11 protein-coding genes and 1 pseudogene are annotated in these 15,179 nt (G+C 61.5%); 6 read left to right on the top strand and 6 right to left on the bottom strand.

Going from position 1 to position 15,179, the window contains the following annotated elements; genetic code table 11:
- Positions 1–30: 30 nt before the first annotated feature.
- From ACQ4WS_RS19375 to aceE, 4 genes and pseudogenes are all read right to left on the bottom strand, one after another.
- A pseudogene (locus tag ACQ4WS_RS19375) lies at positions 31–183 on the bottom strand (oxidoreductase dimerization domain-containing protein); the annotation flags it as partial.
- A 133-nt stretch (positions 184–316) separates the two neighbouring features.
- On the bottom strand, positions 317–2,098 hold the full coding sequence (gene lpdA, locus ACQ4WS_RS19370; protein ID WP_436478698.1) for a dihydrolipoyl dehydrogenase: 1,782 nt from the start codon (positions 2,096–2,098) through the stop codon (positions 317–319).
- Positions 2,099–2,108: 10 nt separating this feature from the next.
- Complete coding sequence (gene aceF / locus ACQ4WS_RS19365) at positions 2,109–3,773, bottom strand: dihydrolipoyllysine-residue acetyltransferase (RefSeq protein WP_436478697.1); 1,665 nt, start codon at positions 3,771–3,773, stop codon at positions 2,109–2,111.
- A 94-nt stretch (positions 3,774–3,867) separates the two neighbouring features.
- Positions 3,868–6,564 carry a pyruvate dehydrogenase (acetyl-transferring), homodimeric type gene (aceE, locus tag ACQ4WS_RS19360; protein WP_436478696.1) on the bottom strand — a complete coding sequence of 899 codons (2,697 nt, stop codon included), beginning with the start codon at positions 6,562–6,564 and terminating at the stop codon, positions 3,868–3,870.
- A gap of 565 nt (positions 6,565–7,129) precedes the next feature.
- On the opposite strand from aceE, the gene folD reads away from it, so the two are divergent.
- From folD to ACQ4WS_RS19330, 6 genes are all read left to right on the top strand, one after another.
- A complete protein-coding gene (gene folD, locus ACQ4WS_RS19355) occupies positions 7,130–7,975 on the top strand; it encodes a bifunctional methylenetetrahydrofolate dehydrogenase/methenyltetrahydrofolate cyclohydrolase FolD (RefSeq protein ID WP_436478695.1) in 846 nt (281 codons plus the stop codon).
- A gap of 163 nt (positions 7,976–8,138) precedes the next feature.
- On the top strand, positions 8,139–10,208 hold the full coding sequence (locus tag ACQ4WS_RS19350; protein ID WP_436478694.1) for a M3 family metallopeptidase: 2,070 nt from the start codon (positions 8,139–8,141) through the stop codon (positions 10,206–10,208).
- Positions 10,209–10,213: 5 nt separating this feature from the next.
- Complete coding sequence (locus ACQ4WS_RS19345) at positions 10,214–10,651, top strand: DNA polymerase III subunit chi (RefSeq protein WP_436478693.1); 438 nt, start codon at positions 10,214–10,216, stop codon at positions 10,649–10,651.
- Positions 10,648–11,022 carry a DUF2486 family protein gene (locus ACQ4WS_RS19340; RefSeq protein ID WP_436478692.1) on the top strand — a complete coding sequence of 125 codons (375 nt, stop codon included), beginning with the start codon at positions 10,648–10,650 and terminating at the stop codon, positions 11,020–11,022. Before ACQ4WS_RS19345 ends, ACQ4WS_RS19340 begins: the two co-directional genes overlap by 4 nt.
- Before the next feature lie 276 nt (positions 11,023–11,298).
- Entirely contained in the window at positions 11,299–12,441 is a 1,143-nt protein-coding gene (locus tag ACQ4WS_RS19335) for a branched-chain amino acid ABC transporter substrate-binding protein (protein WP_436478691.1), read from the top strand.
- 75 nt (positions 12,442–12,516) lie between these two features.
- Complete coding sequence (locus ACQ4WS_RS19330; protein ID WP_436478690.1) at positions 12,517–12,705, top strand: hypothetical protein; 189 nt, start codon at positions 12,517–12,519, stop codon at positions 12,703–12,705.
- Between the two features lie 21 nt (positions 12,706–12,726).
- Here ACQ4WS_RS19330 and ACQ4WS_RS19325 read toward each other — a convergent pair whose 3' ends face one another.
- On the bottom strand, positions 12,727–13,038 hold the full coding sequence (locus ACQ4WS_RS19325; RefSeq protein ID WP_436478689.1) for a c-type cytochrome: 312 nt from the start codon (positions 13,036–13,038) through the stop codon (positions 12,727–12,729).
- A gap of 220 nt (positions 13,039–13,258) precedes the next feature.
- Positions 13,259–15,124 carry a dihydroxy-acid dehydratase gene (ilvD, locus tag ACQ4WS_RS19320; RefSeq protein WP_436478688.1) on the bottom strand — a complete coding sequence of 622 codons (1,866 nt, stop codon included), beginning with the start codon at positions 15,122–15,124 and terminating at the stop codon, positions 13,259–13,261.
- Between the last annotated feature and the right edge of the window lie 55 nt (positions 15,125–15,179).

Here is a 15,179-nt window from a genome sequence, read left to right as displayed (position 1 = left end):
TTTTGAGTACGACAACGAGCGCTTACATCATCAGCGCTTGCGCGGTGGCGGCAAGTCCGTGCACACGCCTTCGTACACTTCGGCAGCCATCCCGATCGATTCGCCCAGGGTCGGGTGCGGATGGATGGTCTTGCCGATGTCGGTGCCGTCGCAGCCCATTTCGATGGCCAGCGCGATTTCACCGCTTCATCGTTCACCTGTCGCCCGCGTGCGGGCCGATGGTGGTGCCGCCGATGAGATGTTTAATCGTAGTTGGATAGTAAAAAACCCGCAATCGCTTGCGGGTTTTTGAGTACGACAACGAGCGCTTACATCATCAGCGCTTGCGCGGTGGCGGCAAGTCCGTGCACACGCCTTCGTACACTTCGGCAGCCATCCCGATCGATTCGCCCAGGGTCGGGTGAGGATGGATGGTCTTGCCGATGTCGGTGCCGTCGCAGCCCATTTCGATGGCCAGCGCGATTTCACCGATCATGTCGCCCGCATGCGTACCGACGATGGTGCCGCCGATGATACGATGCGTTTCAGCGTCGAACAGCAACTTGGTAAAGCCTTCGGCGCGGCCATTGGCCACGGCGCGGCCGGAAGCTGCCCAAGGGAAGTGGCCCTTCTCGACCTTGATGCCCTTGGCTTTCGCTTCGTCTTCCGTGATGCCGGCCCATGCCACTTCCGGATCCGTGTAGGCGACCGATGGAATCACCTTGACGTCGAAGTGCGACTTCTGGCCAGAAGCCGCTTCGGCAGCCACGTGGGCTTCATGCACGGCCTTGTGCGCCAGCATCGGCTGGCCGACCAAATCGCCGATGGCGAAGATGTTCGGCACGTTGGTGCGCATCTGGCTGTCGACGTTGATGAAACCACGGTCCGTGACCTGCACGCCGGCCTTGTCAGCAGCCAGCTTCTTGCCGTTCGGGCTACGACCCACGGCGACGAGCACCAGGTCGTAGATTTGCGGCGCCGGCGCCGTGGCACCCGCTTCGGCCGCTTCGAACGTGACCTTGATGCCTTCCGGCAGCGCCTCGACGGCCACCGTCTTGGTCTTGGTCATGATGTTGTCGAAGCGTTTCTCGTTGAACTTCTGCCACACCTTGACGGCGTCGCGGTCCGCGCCCTGCATCAGGCCATCCATCATTTCGACCACGTCGATACGCGCGCCAAACGTGGAGTACACAGTCGCCATTTCCAGGCCGATGATGCCGCCGCCGATGACCAGCATGCGTTTCGGGATCTGGCGCAATTCCAGCGCACCCGTCGAATCGACGATGCGCGGGTCTTCCGGCACGAAGGGCAGTTTCACCACGGACGAACCGGCGGCGATGATGGCTTGCTTGAACTGCACGACTTTTTTGGAGCCGTCGCCTGCCGTCACTTCGATATGGTTCGCGCTGAGGAACTGGCCCACGCCCGTCACCACTTGCGTCTTGCGCGCCTTGGCCATGCCGGCCAAACCGCCCGTCATGTTCGAGATGACGCCTTCCTTGTACTTGCGTACCTGGTCGATATCAATGGTCGGCTTGGCAAACGTCACGCCCGTGTTGGACATGTGCGCCGTTTCATCGATGACGGAAGCGACGTGCAGCAGCGCCTTCGACGGGATGCAGCCCACGTTCAGGCACACGCCGCCCAGGGTGGCGTAGCGCTCGACGATGACCGTCGACATGCCCAGGTCAGCCGCGCGGAACGCTGCCGAATAGCCGCCAGGGCCGCCGCCCAGCACCATCATGTCGACGTCGATGTCGACCTGGCCGCTGTAATTGCCGGCCGGGATGGCGGCGACAGGTGCCGCTGGTGCTGCAGCCGGAGCTGCAGCGGCTGCCGGAGCGGCCGCCGCAGGTGCTGGCGCAGCCGCCGCCGCACCTTCAGCCGCTTCCACCACCAGCAGCGCGCTGCCTTCGGCGATCTTGTCGCCAACCTTGACCTTGATTTCCTTGACGACGCCCGCGTGGGTCGACGGAATCTCCATGCTGGCCTTGTCCGATTCGACCGTAATCAGGGACTGATCCACCTTGATGGTATCGCCCACCTTGACCATCAGTTCGATGACTTCGACTTCCTTGAAGTCGCCGATATTCGGTACTTTTACCTCTACTGTGCTCATCAATCGCTCCTTACAGCAGAATTTTGCGCATGTCGGCCAGGACTTCGCCGAGGTACACGGAGAATCGCGCGCCCATCGCGCCATCGACCACGCGGTGGTCGTAGGACAGCGAGGTACCCATCATCAAACGTGGCTGGAAGGCCTTGCCATCCCATACCGGCTTGATCGAGGCTTTCGACAGGCCCAGGATCGCCACTTCCGGCGCATTCACGATAGGCGTGAAGTGCGTGCCGCCGATGCCGCCCAGGGACGAAATCGTGAAGCTTGCGCCCTGCATGTCGGCCGGTTTCAGCTTGCCTTCGCGCGCCTGCAGCGACAATTCCGTCATTTCGCGGGCGATCTGCGAGACCGACTTCTGGTCCGCGCCCTTGATCACAGGTACCACCAGGCCATTCGGCGTGTCGGCCGCGAAGCCGATGTTGTAGTACTGCTTGAGGATCAGGTTTTCACCCTTGGCGTCGAGCGAAGCGTTAAACGCGGGGAATTTCTTCAGCGCGGCAACGGACGCCTTGATGACGAATGCCAGCATGGTCAGCTTGGCCGCATCCTTGTTCTTCGCATTGGCCGCGTTGGTGTCGACGCGGAACGCTTCCAGGTCCGTCACGTCAGCTTCGTCGAACTGCGTGACGTGCGGGATCATGACCCAGTTGCGGTGCAAATTCGGGCCCGAGATTTTCTTGATGCGCGACAGCGGCAGCAATTCGGTCGTGCCGAATTTGCTGAAGTCCAGCGACGGCCATGGCAGCAGGTCCAGGCCCACGCCCGAACCGCCTTTGGCAGCAACAGGGGCGTTCGGTGCGGCGACAGCGCCCGACATCACGCCCTTGACGAAGTTCTGCACGTCTTCCTGGGTGATGCGGCCTTTCGGACCGGAACCGCCCACGCGGGTCAGGTCCACGCCCAGTTCGCGCGCGAACTTGCGGATCGATGGAGAAGCGTGCGCCAGCTTGCCATTCACGGCAGGCGCGGCAGCAGCGGCAGGGGCAGTTGCAGCAGCGGCGACCGGCGCCGAAGCGACGGCGGCGGCAGGTGCGGCGGCCGCTTGCGCTGGCGCGGCGGCAGGGGCAGCAGCAGGAGCGGCAGCGCCACCGGTCGTTTCAACGACCAGTACCAGACTACCCTTGGCAACCTTGTCGCCAACCTTGACTTTCAATTCCTTGACGATACCGGCGTGGCTCGATGGAATTTCCATGCTGGCCTTGTCCGATTCGACCGTCAGCAGCGACTGGTCAACCTTGATCGCGTCGCCGACCTTGACCATCAGTTCGATGACTTCGACTTCCTTGAAGTCGCCGATATCGGGCACGGTCACTTCGACCAGGGCCGGCACGCCGGCAGGGGCGGCAGGCGCTGGCGCGGCCGCAGCGGGGGCGGCTTCAGCGGCAGGTGCCGCAGCCGGGGCGGCAGCGGCGGCAGGCGCAGGCGCCGAGGCGTCGTCCGCCACTTCCAGCAGCAGGACCAGCGAACCTTCGGCGATCTTGTCGCCCACGTTGACTTTCAATTCCTTGACGACACCGGCGTGGCTCGATGGAATTTCCATGCTGGCCTTGTCCGATTCGACCGTGATCAGGGACTGGTCGACCTTGACCGTGTCGCCCGGCTTGACCATCAGTTCAATGATCTCGACTTCCTTGAAATCGCCGATATCCGGGACTTTGACTTCCACAATGCTCATAGCTTGCTCCGTTATTTTATTTGTCAGATGGACCCGCACACACGCCAGGGCGGCACTTTCGCACCGCCCTGGCATCATCGGGTCCGCACAACGATTACTGGGTCACCGGATTCGGTTTGTTCGCGTCGATGCCGTACTTGGCAATCGCCTGCTCCACCACCGACACGTCGATCTTGCCTTCGTCAGCCAGCGATTTGAGCGCGGCCACGGTGACATAATAACGGTTCACTTCGAAGAACTCGCGCAGCTTGGCGCGGCTGTCCGAACGGCCAAAGCCATCGGTGCCGAGCACTTTATAAGTGCGGCCCTTCGGCATGAAGGCGCGGATCTGTTCTGCAAACGCGCGCATGTAATCGGTCGTGGCGACGATCGGACCATCCGTGTCCTGCATCAGCGACGTCACGTACGGCACGCGCTGCTGTTTCGACGGGTTGACCATGTTCCAGCGTTCCGCATCCTGGCCATCGCGGGCCACCAGCGTCAGCGACGGCGCCGACCACACGTCCGCAGCCACGCCCCAGTCGTTTTGCAACAGCTCGGCGGCGAAGATCGATTCGCGCAGGATGGTGCCGCAACCGATCAGTTGTACGCGCAGCTTGGCGTCAGCCTGGCCTTCCTGCAGTTTGTACATGCCTTTCAGGATGCCTTCTTCCTGGCCTGGCTTGATGCCTGGCTGGGCGTAGTTCTCGTTCATGATCGTGATGTAATAGAACACATCTTCCTGGTTGGCGATCATGCGGCGCAGGCCATCCTGGATGATGACGGCGACTTCATGGCTGAAGGTCGGATCGTACGGCATGCAGGTCGGGATGGTCGCGGCGAAGATATGGCTGTGGCCATCTTCGTGCTGCAAGCCTTCGCCGTTCAGGGTCGTACGGCCAGCCGTGCCGCCCATCAGGAAACCACGGGCGCGCATGTCGGCAGAAGCCCATACCTGGTCGCCGATGCGCTGGAAGCCAAACATCGAGTAGAAGGTGTAGAACGGGATCATGATGCGGTCGTTGGTCGAATACGACGTCGCCGCGGCGATCCACGAGCTCATGCCGCCCGCTTCGTTGATGCCCTCTTGCAGGATCTGGCCAGCCTTGTCTTCGCGGTAGTACATGACCTGGTCTTTGTCGACCGGCTCGTACAACTGGCCTTTCGGGTTGTAAATGCCGATTTGGCGGAACAGGCCTTCCATGCCGAAGGTACGCGATTCATCGACCAGGATAGGCACGACGCGCTGGCCCAGGTTCGGGTCTTTCAGCAGGGTCGAAATGACGCGCACAAACGCTTGCGTGGTCGAGATTTCGCGGCCTTCAGGCGTCGCTTCCAGCACGTTCTTGAACGCTTCCAGGCCAGGCACCGGCAGGGTTTCTTCCGACTTCTGGCGGCGCTGCGGCAGGTAGCCACCCAGGGCCTTGCGGCGCTCGTGCAGGTAGACCATTTCCGGCGCGTCGTCGGCTGGCTTGAAGAACGGGATGTCGGCCAGCTTGTCGTCAGGGATAGGCAGCGAGAAGCGGTCGCGCATTTCGCGGATGGCTTCGTCGTCCAGTTTTTTCGTCTGGTGCGCCGTGTTGCGCGCTTCGCCGGACTTGCCCATGCCGTAGCCCTTGATGGTTTTCACCAGCAGGACGGTAGGCTGGCCCTTGTGTTCCTGGGCGATCTTGAAGGCCGCGTAGATCTTGTGCGGATCGTGGCCGCCACGGGTCAGGCGCCAGATGTCGTCGTCCGTCATGTTGGCAACCATTTCCAGCAGCTTCGGATGCTTGCCGAAGAAGTGCTTGCGCACGTAGGCGCCATCTTTCGCCTTGTAGTTCTGGTATTCGCCGTCGACGGTTTCCATCATGACGCGCTGCAGGATGCCTTCCTTGTCCTGTGCCAGCAGGGCGTCCCAGCCCGGGCCCCAGATGACCTTGACGACGTTCCAGCCGGCGCCGCGGAATTCGCCTTCCAGCTCCTGGATGATCTTGGTGTTACCGCGCACAGGGCCGTCCAGGCGCTGCAGGTTGCAGTTGACCACGATGACCAGGTTGTCGAGCATGTCGCGTGCGGCCAGGCCGATCGCGCCCAAGGACTCTGGCTCGTCCATCTCGCCATCGCCACAGAAGGCCCAGATCTTGCGGTTGTCGGTCTTCGCGATGCCGCGTGCGTGCAGGTACTTCAGGAAGCGTGCCTGGTAAATCGCCATGTGCGGGCCCAGGCCCATCGACACGGTCGGGAACTGCCAGAAGTCAGGCATCAACTTTGGATGCGGGTACGAGGACAGGCCCTTGCCATCGACTTCCTTGCGGAAGTTCAGCATTTGCTCTTCCGTCAAACGGCCTTCCAGGAAGGCGCGCGCGTAGACGCCGGGCGAGGAGTGGCCCTGGATGTACAGCAGGTCACCGCCGTGGTCGGCCGTTGGCGCGTGCCAGAAATGGTTGAAACCGATGCCCAGCATGTTCGCCAGCGAAGCGAACGAGGACAAGTGGCCGCCCAGATCGCCGTCGGCGCGGTTGGCCTTGACCACCATGGCCATGGCGTTCCAGCGCATCCACGAGCGCAGGCGCTCTTCGTATTCCAGGTTGCCGGGACAGTGTGCTTCTTGCTTGGTGGGGATGGTATTGACGTAGGCGGTGGTGCTGGAGAACGGGATCTGGGCGCCACGGCGGCGGGCCAGGTCAACCATGCGCTCCATCAGGTAATGCGCGCGTTCCGGACCTTCATTTTCCAGAACGGCTTCGAGCGCGTCCAGCCACTCCTTGGTTTCCTGCATATCCGGGTCGGTGCCGATCTGTGTCGTTACCTGGTTCAGTTGAGCTGACATCTGTTGAGTCTCCTTTGTGAACGCCCCACCCCGATTTTCCGGATCGCTGTCGGACGGTATTTCGCTGATTATTTACTATTAAGTCGGTTTAGTGTGGGGATTCTAACAGCGTATTTACTATTTTTCAAATTACGATATAGCATTTCGCATCGTGAAATCGCCCTATGAAATTTATGCTGCACTGCCGCAAATTCTGCTCGGAAATTAGGGTGATCAAAGTGCCAAAAACGGCGCCAAAAAAACCGCAGGCCCTTGCGCTCCCTAGGCCACCAGCACACCAGCAAAACGCATTAACGCCCCAGTCGTCCACACAGGCATACCGGGCCAAGCGGGCCTGAAAAACGTCGAGGGCAAGGCGCGGCGACGCAGACAGTACGCCAGTACGGCAAGGAGCTGCAACGCCGCCATCGGCATTTTCTCAGGCCCGCGTTTCCGGCCCGCTGTTGTTAATCCTTGCGCTTTTAAACGCATGGCACTGCTTAACTTAAAGGCTTGGCGCCAAAACCGCCCCTTTGCGCTGGCCGGCTTTATAATCTGTCTTTTCCCTCCCAACAGCCTCCCTACCATGCCAGCACAACTGATCGACGGAATCGCCCTCTCCCAAAAACTGCGCAGCGAGATCGCCACGCGCGCCGCCGCCCTCACGGCCAAGGGCACCCAGCCCGGTCTGGCCGTGATTCTCGTCGGCGAAGACCCGGCCAGCCAGGTGTATGTCCGCAACAAGGTCAAGGCGTGCGGCGACGTGGGTTTTCACTCGGTGCTGGAAAAATATGAAGCGGACCTGTCCGAAGCGGACTTGCTGGCACGCATCGCCAGCCTGAATGCCGACCCGGCCATCCACGGCATCCTCGTGCAAATGCCCTTGCCCAAGCACATCAACCCGCACAAGGTCATCGAAGCGATCGCCACGACGAAAGACGTGGATGGCTATTCCGTCCTGAGCGCCGGCGAACTGATGACGGGCTTGCCCGGCTTCCGCCCTTGCACACCCTACGGTTGCATGAAACTGATCGAAAGCACGGGCGTGGACTTGCGCGGCAAGCACGCCGTCGTCATCGGCCGCAGCAACACCGTCGGCAAGCCGATGGCCCTGCTGCTCTTGCAAGCGAACGCTACCGTCACCATCTGCCATAGTGCGACCCCAGACCTGGGCCTGTACACGCGCCAGGCGGACGTGGTCGTGGCCGCCGTCGGCCGCCGCAACACCCTGACGGCCGACATGGTCAAGCCGGGCGCCATCGTCATCGACGTGGGCATGAACCGCGACGATGAAGGCAAGCTGTGCGGCGATGTGGATTTTGCCGGAGTGAAGGACGTCGCCTCCCACATCACGCCCGTGCCCGGTGGTGTGGGGCCGATGACGATTACCATGCTACTAATGAATACCGTAGAAGCCGCGGAACGCATTTAAAAGAGGAGCACCTGAGAAAATGCCCCTGGCGGCGTTGCAGTGCCTCGCCGTACTATTCGTACTGTCTTCGGCACCGCGCCTTGCCAAGGACGTTTTTCAGGCGCTCTAGTATGCAGGCGGCGTTGCCGCCTGAAGATATAAAGACAGAATGGACGAACCGACGATGAATACCAATCCCCTGCTTGATTTTTCCGGACTGCCACGCTTCGACGCGATCACGCACGAGCATGTCACGCCTGCCATCGATACCCTGCTGGCCCAGGCGCGCGCCACGGTGGTGCGGCTGGAAGCGCCCATGGAAGAAGTGAGCTGGGAAAACTTCGTCGCGCCCCAGGACCAGATCGCCGAAACCCTGGGCCGCGCCTGGAGCATCGTCAACCACCTCAATAGCGTGGTCGATACGCCGGAACTGCGCGCCGCCTACAATGCCAACCTGCCCAAGGTGACGGAATTCTTGACCGAGCTGGGCCAGAACGAAATTCTCTTCGGCAAATACAAGCAGTTGCAGGCCCGCGCCGATTTTGCCAGCCTGTCACCGGCGCGCCGGCGCATCGTCGACAATGCCGTGCGCGACTTCCGCCTGGGAGGCGCCGAGTTGCCCGAGGACAAGAAAGAGCGCTTTGGCGCCATCCAGGAAGAACATGCGGCCGTCGGTACGCGTTTTTCCGAAAACGTGCTCGACGCCACCAATGACTACAAGTTGCTGGTCGAGAACGAGCTTGACCTGGCCGGCCTGCCCGACGACGTGAAGGCCGCCGCGCGCGCCGCCGCCGAAAAAGCCGGCAAGCAAGGGTACGAATTCTCGCTGCACTTCCCGTCTTACTACCCGATCCTGCAATTTGCCGACAATCGCGCGCTGCGCGAAACCATCTACCGCGCCAATGCCACCAAGGCATCGGACCAGGGTGACGTCTTCAGCAAAAAAGAGGACTGGGACAACACGCAAAACATCGTTACCCTGTTGCGGCTGCGCAACGAAGAGGCAAAACTGCTCGGCTACGCCAATTTCGCCGAAGTGTCGCTGGTCTCCAAGATGGCCACCTCGCCCGCGCAAGTCATCGCTTTCCTGCAAGACCTGGCGAAACGCGCACGCCCGTTCGCCGAGAAGGACCTGGCCGAGCTGAAACAATTCGCGCGCGAAGAACTGGGCATAGACGAGCTGCAAGCGTGGGACGTGCCTTACGCTTCCGAAAAACTGCAGGAACGCCGCTACGCGTTCTCGGCCCAGGAAGTCAAACAGTATTTCCCTGAACACAAGGTGATCGACGGCCTGTTCCGTCAGATCCAGAACCTGTTCACGGTCGAAATCAAACTGGATACGGCACCCGTCTGGCACCCTGACGTGCGCTTTTACCGCATCGAGCGCGACGGCCAGTTGGTGGGCCAGTTCTACCTGGACCTGTATGCGCGCGCGGGGAAAAGCGGCGGCGCCTGGATGGACGACGCGCGTGGCCGCCGTGCCGACGGTAGCCAAGTACAAACGCCGATCGCTTATCTGACCTGCAATTTCACGCAGCCGGCCGTGGTCGATGGCCAGGTCCAGCCTGCGCTGTTCACGCACGATGAAGTGATCACCCTGTTCCACGAATTTGGCCACGGCTTGCACCATATGCTGACCGTCGTCGACGAACTGGGCGTGTCGGGCATTGCCGGCGTCGAATGGGATGCCGTGGAATTGCCGTCGCAATTCATGGAAAACTTCTGCTGGGAATGGGAAGTGCTCGAACACATGACGGCGCATACCGTCGCGGGCGAGCCGCTGCCGCGCGCGCTGTACGACAAGATGCTGGCTGCCAAGAATTTCCAGTCCGGCTTGCAAACCCTGCGCCAGGTGGAATTTTCCTTGCTCGACATGCATTTGCACTATGACTACGATGCCGGCACGGGCCAGAGCGTGCAGCAGCTGATCGATGGCGTGCGCGCCAAGTTCGCGCTGCTCATCCCGCCCGCCTTCAACCGCTTCCAGAATTCCTTTGGACATATCTTTTCCGGCGGCTACGCGGCTGGCTACTACAGCTACAAGTGGGCCGAGGTGCTGTCCGCCGACGCCTATGCGGCCTTCGAGGAAGCCCGCGCGCTGGGGCCTGCCGCCACCACGGCAGCGGGTAAGCGTTACCTGCAGGAAATCTTGTCCGTCGGCGGCTCGCGCCCCGCGCTGGAGTCGTTTACGGCCTTCCGTGGTCGCGAACCGTCGATCGACGCCCTGCTGCGCCACAGTGGCATGGCCGCTTGATCGCCATGAGCCGCGTCGATTTTCACAGCAATGTGCCGGACAAGCTGGCCTACGCCTGTCGCCTGGCGCGCAAGGCGTATATGGCTGGCAACAAGGTCGTCGTGCTGGCGGCCGACAGCACCCAGCTCGACGCCTTGAACAGCGCCATGTGGACCATTTCCGCCACGGATTTCCTGCCGCACGTGCTGGCCGGCGACCCGCTGGCGGCGCAAACGCCCATCATCCTGACCGATGACGAAAGGGCCGAACTTCCGCACCACGACATCCTCGTCAACCTGTCGCAATTGCCACCCGCCAACTACGCGCAGTTCCAGCGCGTCTTCGAGATCGTCTCCATGGATGAGCAAGATGCGCAGGCGGGCCGCCAGCGCTTCCTGCACTACCGCCAGCAAGACGTGCAACCGACGCACTTTGTGGCGGGTAACTCAGTGGACAAACAATGAGCCAGCAGCCATTCGACCAGGGCATTCCCCTGCTGACGGAGGTGCTGCTGGGGCCGGAGGAGGCGCCAGCTGCCGCACCGGCGCCGCTGGCGCTAGCAGAGTCCCCGGTGTTACCGCCCAGCATGCCTCAACCCGACTGGGACGCCATCGAACAGCGGCTGACGCAGCGCATCCTGCATCAGGTGCAGGGCAAGATCGACCATCTACTGGAAGAGCGCATCGCCCACGTCTTGCAGACGGCCCTGCAAAACGCCCTGATCGGCATGCGCGGCGCCTTGCGCGAAGACTTGCAGCAGTCGCTGGAACAGATCGTGGCGCACGCAGTGAGCCATGAGCTGGGACATTTGCATCCGCCCGTACAGACGCTGTAACCCTGAACATGCTGCACAATGTCGGGTTACGCGCTGCGCGCTAACCCGACCTACCCGACCTACCCTATTCTTTCCTCCAACGCCATTCTTTGGTGCGCTCGCGCCTGCGAAATCGTTGCATCGCGCCTCACTTTGGTGATTGTTGCGACAAAATGCAAAAAGCCCCAAAAGCGGCTTTGCGCCGCCTGTTTTTTGTTGTACCTTTCTTCACACGTACCGCCTGTCGTAGCGGTTTTCACGAGACGCCGCCGTATCTTTATCCATTGGAGAATGTTTATGCTGCTCAAGACCAAAGTCCTTCCTCTCGCCCTCGCCCTCGCTTTTGCCGGCCATGCGGGCGCGCAGGAAATCATCAAGATAGGCCATGTCGCCCCGGTCTCTGGCGCCAGCTCCCACCTGGGCAAGGATAACGAGAACGCGGCCAAGATGGCCATCGAGGATTTGAACGCCAAAGGCTTCAAGATCGACGGCAAAGCCGTCAAATTCGTGCTGGTACCCGAAGATGACGCAGCCGATCCGAAGCAGGGCACGGCCGTGGCGCAAAAGCTGGTCGACGCCAAGGTCAACGGCGTGGTCGGCCACCTGAACTCGGGCACGACGATTCCCGCTTCGCGCATTTACTTCAATGCCGGCATTCCGCAGATTTCCCCGGCGGCCACCAACCCGACGTACACCCAGCAAAAATTCAAGACGGCCTTCCGCGTCGTCGCCAATGACAACAAGCTGGGAGGGACTTTGGGCGCATATGCCGTGGGTAAGCTGCAAGCGAAGAAAATCGCCGTCATCGATGACCGCACGGCTTACGGCCAGGGCGTGGCGGAACAGTTCGTCAAGGGCGCCAAGAAGGCGGCGCCAGGCGTGCAAATCGTCGGCAAGGAATTTACGAATGCCAACGCCACCGACTTCAATGCCATTCTGACCAGCATCAAATCGAAAAATCCCGACCTGATCTTCTTCGGCGGCATGGATTCCGTGGGCGGTCCCATGCTGCGCCAGATGAAGGCACTGGGCATCAAGGCCAAGTTCATGGGTGGCGACGGCCTGTGCACGGAACCGCTGGGCAAGCTGGCGGGCGACGCCGTGGGCGAAGACATGGTCACCTGCGCGGAAGCGGGCGGCGTGACGGGCCCACTGCAAAAAGGCATGGACGATTTCCGCGCCCGCTACAAGCAGAAATACAATATGGAAGTGCAGCTGTACGCGCCATATGTCTACGATGCCGTGATGACCATGGCCACCGCCATGGCCGACGCCAAATCGTCGAAACCATCCGTCTACCTGCCGTTCCTGGCCAAGGTGCAATACCAGGGCGTGACGGGTCCGATCTCGTTCGACGCCAACGGCGACATCAAGGATGGCGCGCTGACGCTCTTTACGTATCGGGAAGGCAAGAAAACCAAGATGGAAGTCATCAAGTAAGCGGTTGGCTGGCAACGTAATCGCATAATCCTTCGGCCAGCGCGTCGAAGGTGGCGCGGCAGCGCACGCTGCCGCATGCTCCATGGTTTCCGCATGGGGCCGCAGCGCCAGCGCTACTTGCGTGGGCAGCAAGCCCTGCTGGCCGTGCTGGGCCGGGAGCCGCATACGCCGCTCGACGCGGCCGTGCGGGCGACACTGGAGGGCATGGGAAATCTGCACAAGAAAGCGGGCAAAAAAAATGCGCCGGGATTGCCGGCGCGCTGATTGCAGGTACTACGGCACAGATTATTTCTGTGCCAGTACCCATTTGACCAGGGTATGGGCTTCCGCATCGCTCACTTGCGGGTTCGCTGGCATCGGGATCGCGCCCCAAGTACCCGAACCGCCCTTCATGACTTTCGCCACGAGCTTGTTTTCAGCGTCTTTCTGACCGGCATACTTGGCAGCCACGTCCTTGAACGCAGGGCCCACCAGTTTCGTGCTCACCGCGTGGCAAGCCATGCAGTTTTTTGCTTTCGCCAGGTCCGGATTGGCCAACGCTGCTTGCGATGCCAGAGCCGATACGGCCAATACACTCACCAACATAAAACGTTTCATTGTCTTTTCTCCAAAGTTACTTCCTGCGGCATTTTACTGTGTTTCCGCAGATGCACCACGAGCCCAGATCAAGCGTTTCAATGTAGTAACGCAATGTATTCAGGAGGCAGTCATATTCTGCCCCATCTGCGCGCGCATGACCATGTTGTTTGTAAGGCGATGTAACGACAGCCGGCCCCGCGCAGTAGATCGGGGCCGGCTGTCTTAACTGCGCAACAAATCAGCGCTTCTTCAGTTGCGACAGGTCGCGCACGGCGCCACGGTCGGCCGATGTCGTCAGGGCCGCATACGCCTGCAAGGCCTGCGACACGTAGCGCTCGCGGTTGACGGGCAGCCAGGCCGCATCGCCCTTCGCTTCCATGGCGGCGCGGCGCGCGGCCAGCTGGGCATCCGTGACGCGCAGATTGATCGTGCGCTGGGGGATGTCGATATCGATGAAATCGCCCTCTTCCACCAGGCCAATGGCGCCGCCTTCGGCCGCTTCCGGCGAGGCGTGGCCGATCACCAGGCCCGAGGAACCGCCCGAGAAGCGCCCGTCCGTGAACAACGCGCACGCCTTGCCCAGGCCCTTGGATTTGATGTACGAGGTCGGATACAGCATTTCCTGCATGCCCGGGCCGCCTTTCGGGCCTTCGTAGCGGATGATGACGACGTCGCCTTCATGCACGCTGTCTTCCAGAATCGCTGCCACGGCCGCGTCCTGGCTTTCGAACACGCGCGCCTTGCCCGAGAATTTCAAAATGCTTTCATCCACGCCGGCCGTCTTGACGATGCAGCCTTTCTCGGCCAGGTTGCCGTACAAGACGGCCAGGCCGCCATCCTGCGAATACGCGTGGGCCTTGTCGCGGATGCAGCCGGTGCTGCGGTCCTTGTCGACGGCAGCGAAGCGCTCCGACTGCGAGAACGCGGTCTGCGTCGGCACGCCGCCGGGGGCGGCGCGGAACAATTCATGCACGGCCGGATCGTCCGTGCACATGATGTCGTTTTGCGCAATGGCATCGGCCAGGGTAGTCGCGTGGATGGTCGGTAAAGTGGTGTTGAGCAGGCCGGCACGCGCCAGTTCGCCCAGGATGCCCACGATGCCGCCCGCGCGGTGCACGTCTTCGATATGGTATTTGTCCGTCATCGGCGCCACCTTGCACAGGCACGGTACCTTGCGCGAAATGCGGTCGATGTCGGCCATCGTGAATTCCACTTCCGCCTCGTGGGCGGCGGCCAGCAAGTGCAGCACGGTGTTGGTCGAACCGCCCATGGACACGTCGAGCGCCATGGCGTTCTCGAAGGCCGCCTTGGAAGCGATGGAACGGGGCAGCACCGAGTAATCGTCCTGCTCGTAGTGGCGCTTGGCCAGTTCGACGATCAGGCGGCCCGCGCGCAGGAACAGCTGCTGGCGGTCCGAGTGCGTGGCCAGAATCGTGCCGTTGCCGGGCAGAGCCAGGCCCAGCGCCTCGGTCAAACAATTCATCGAGTTGGCCGTAAACATGCCGGAGCACGAACCGCAGGTCGGGCAGGCCGAACGTTCGATTTCCGCCACATCGGCGTCGGAGACGCTGCTGTCGCCCGCCTTGATCATGGCGTCGACCAGGTCCAGCTTGATGATCTTCTGCGTGCCGTTGACAACCTTGACGACCTTGCCCGCTTCCATCGGCCCGCCGGAAATAAACACGACGGGGATGTTGATGCGCATGGCGGCCATCAGCATGCCCGGCGTGATCTTGTCGCAGTTTGAAATGCAGACCATGGCGTCGGCGCAGTGGGCATTGACCATGTATTCGACGGAGTCGGCGATCAGGTCGCGCGACGGCAGCGAATACAGCATGCCGCCGTGGCCCATGGCGATGCCGTCATCGACGGCGATGGTGTTGAATTCCTTGGCCACGCCGCCGGCCGCCTCGATTTCGCGCGCCACCATCTGTCCCAGGTCTTTCAGGTGCACGTGACCGGGCACGAACTGCGTAAATGAGTTGACGACAGCGATGATCGGCTTGTCGAAATCGCCATCCTTCATGCCGGTGGCGCGCCACAGGGCGCGGGCGCCAGCCATGTTGCGGCCGTGGGTGGTGGTGCGGGAGCGGTATTGCGGCATGATGGACCTTCCAAAAGTGTTGGTGCCTGACTGTGCGGGTTGGCAGTAAAACCCT

It is taken from the genome of Janthinobacterium leeuwenhoeki (assembly GCF_051380795.1).
Classification (GTDB): Bacteria; Pseudomonadota; Gammaproteobacteria; order Burkholderiales; family Burkholderiaceae_D; genus Janthinobacterium.
Note: the sequence above shows the minus strand (reverse complement) of the source record. Positions and strands in the feature narration are given on the sequence as shown.

Bases quoted from the DNA above. Each gene is read 5' to 3' on its own strand.
- lpdA (WP_436478698.1), bottom strand. From the start codon at position 2,098: ATGAGCACAGTAGAGGTAAAAGTACCGAATATCGGCGACTTCAAGGAA.
- aceF (WP_436478697.1), bottom strand. From the start codon at position 3,773: ATGAGCATTGTGGAAGTCAAAGTCCCGGATATCGGCGATTTCAAGGAA.
- aceE (WP_436478696.1), bottom strand. From the start codon at position 6,564: ATGTCAGCTCAACTGAACCAGGTAACGACACAGATCGGCACCGACCCG.
- folD (WP_436478695.1), top strand. From the start codon at position 7,130: ATGCCAGCACAACTGATCGACGGAATCGCCCTCTCCCAAAAACTGCGC.
- ACQ4WS_RS19350 (WP_436478694.1), top strand. From the start codon at position 8,139: ATGAATACCAATCCCCTGCTTGATTTTTCCGGACTGCCACGCTTCGAC.
- ACQ4WS_RS19345 (WP_436478693.1), top strand. From the start codon at position 10,214: ATGAGCCGCGTCGATTTTCACAGCAATGTGCCGGACAAGCTGGCCTAC.
- ACQ4WS_RS19340 (WP_436478692.1), top strand. From the start codon at position 10,648: ATGAGCCAGCAGCCATTCGACCAGGGCATTCCCCTGCTGACGGAGGTG.
- ACQ4WS_RS19335 (WP_436478691.1), top strand. From the start codon at position 11,299: ATGCTGCTCAAGACCAAAGTCCTTCCTCTCGCCCTCGCCCTCGCTTTT.
- ACQ4WS_RS19330 (WP_436478690.1), top strand. From the start codon at position 12,517: ATGCTCCATGGTTTCCGCATGGGGCCGCAGCGCCAGCGCTACTTGCGT.
- ACQ4WS_RS19325 (WP_436478689.1), bottom strand. From the start codon at position 13,038: ATGAAACGTTTTATGTTGGTGAGTGTATTGGCCGTATCGGCTCTGGCA.
- ilvD (WP_436478688.1), bottom strand. From the start codon at position 15,124: ATGCCGCAATACCGCTCCCGCACCACCACCCACGGCCGCAACATGGCT.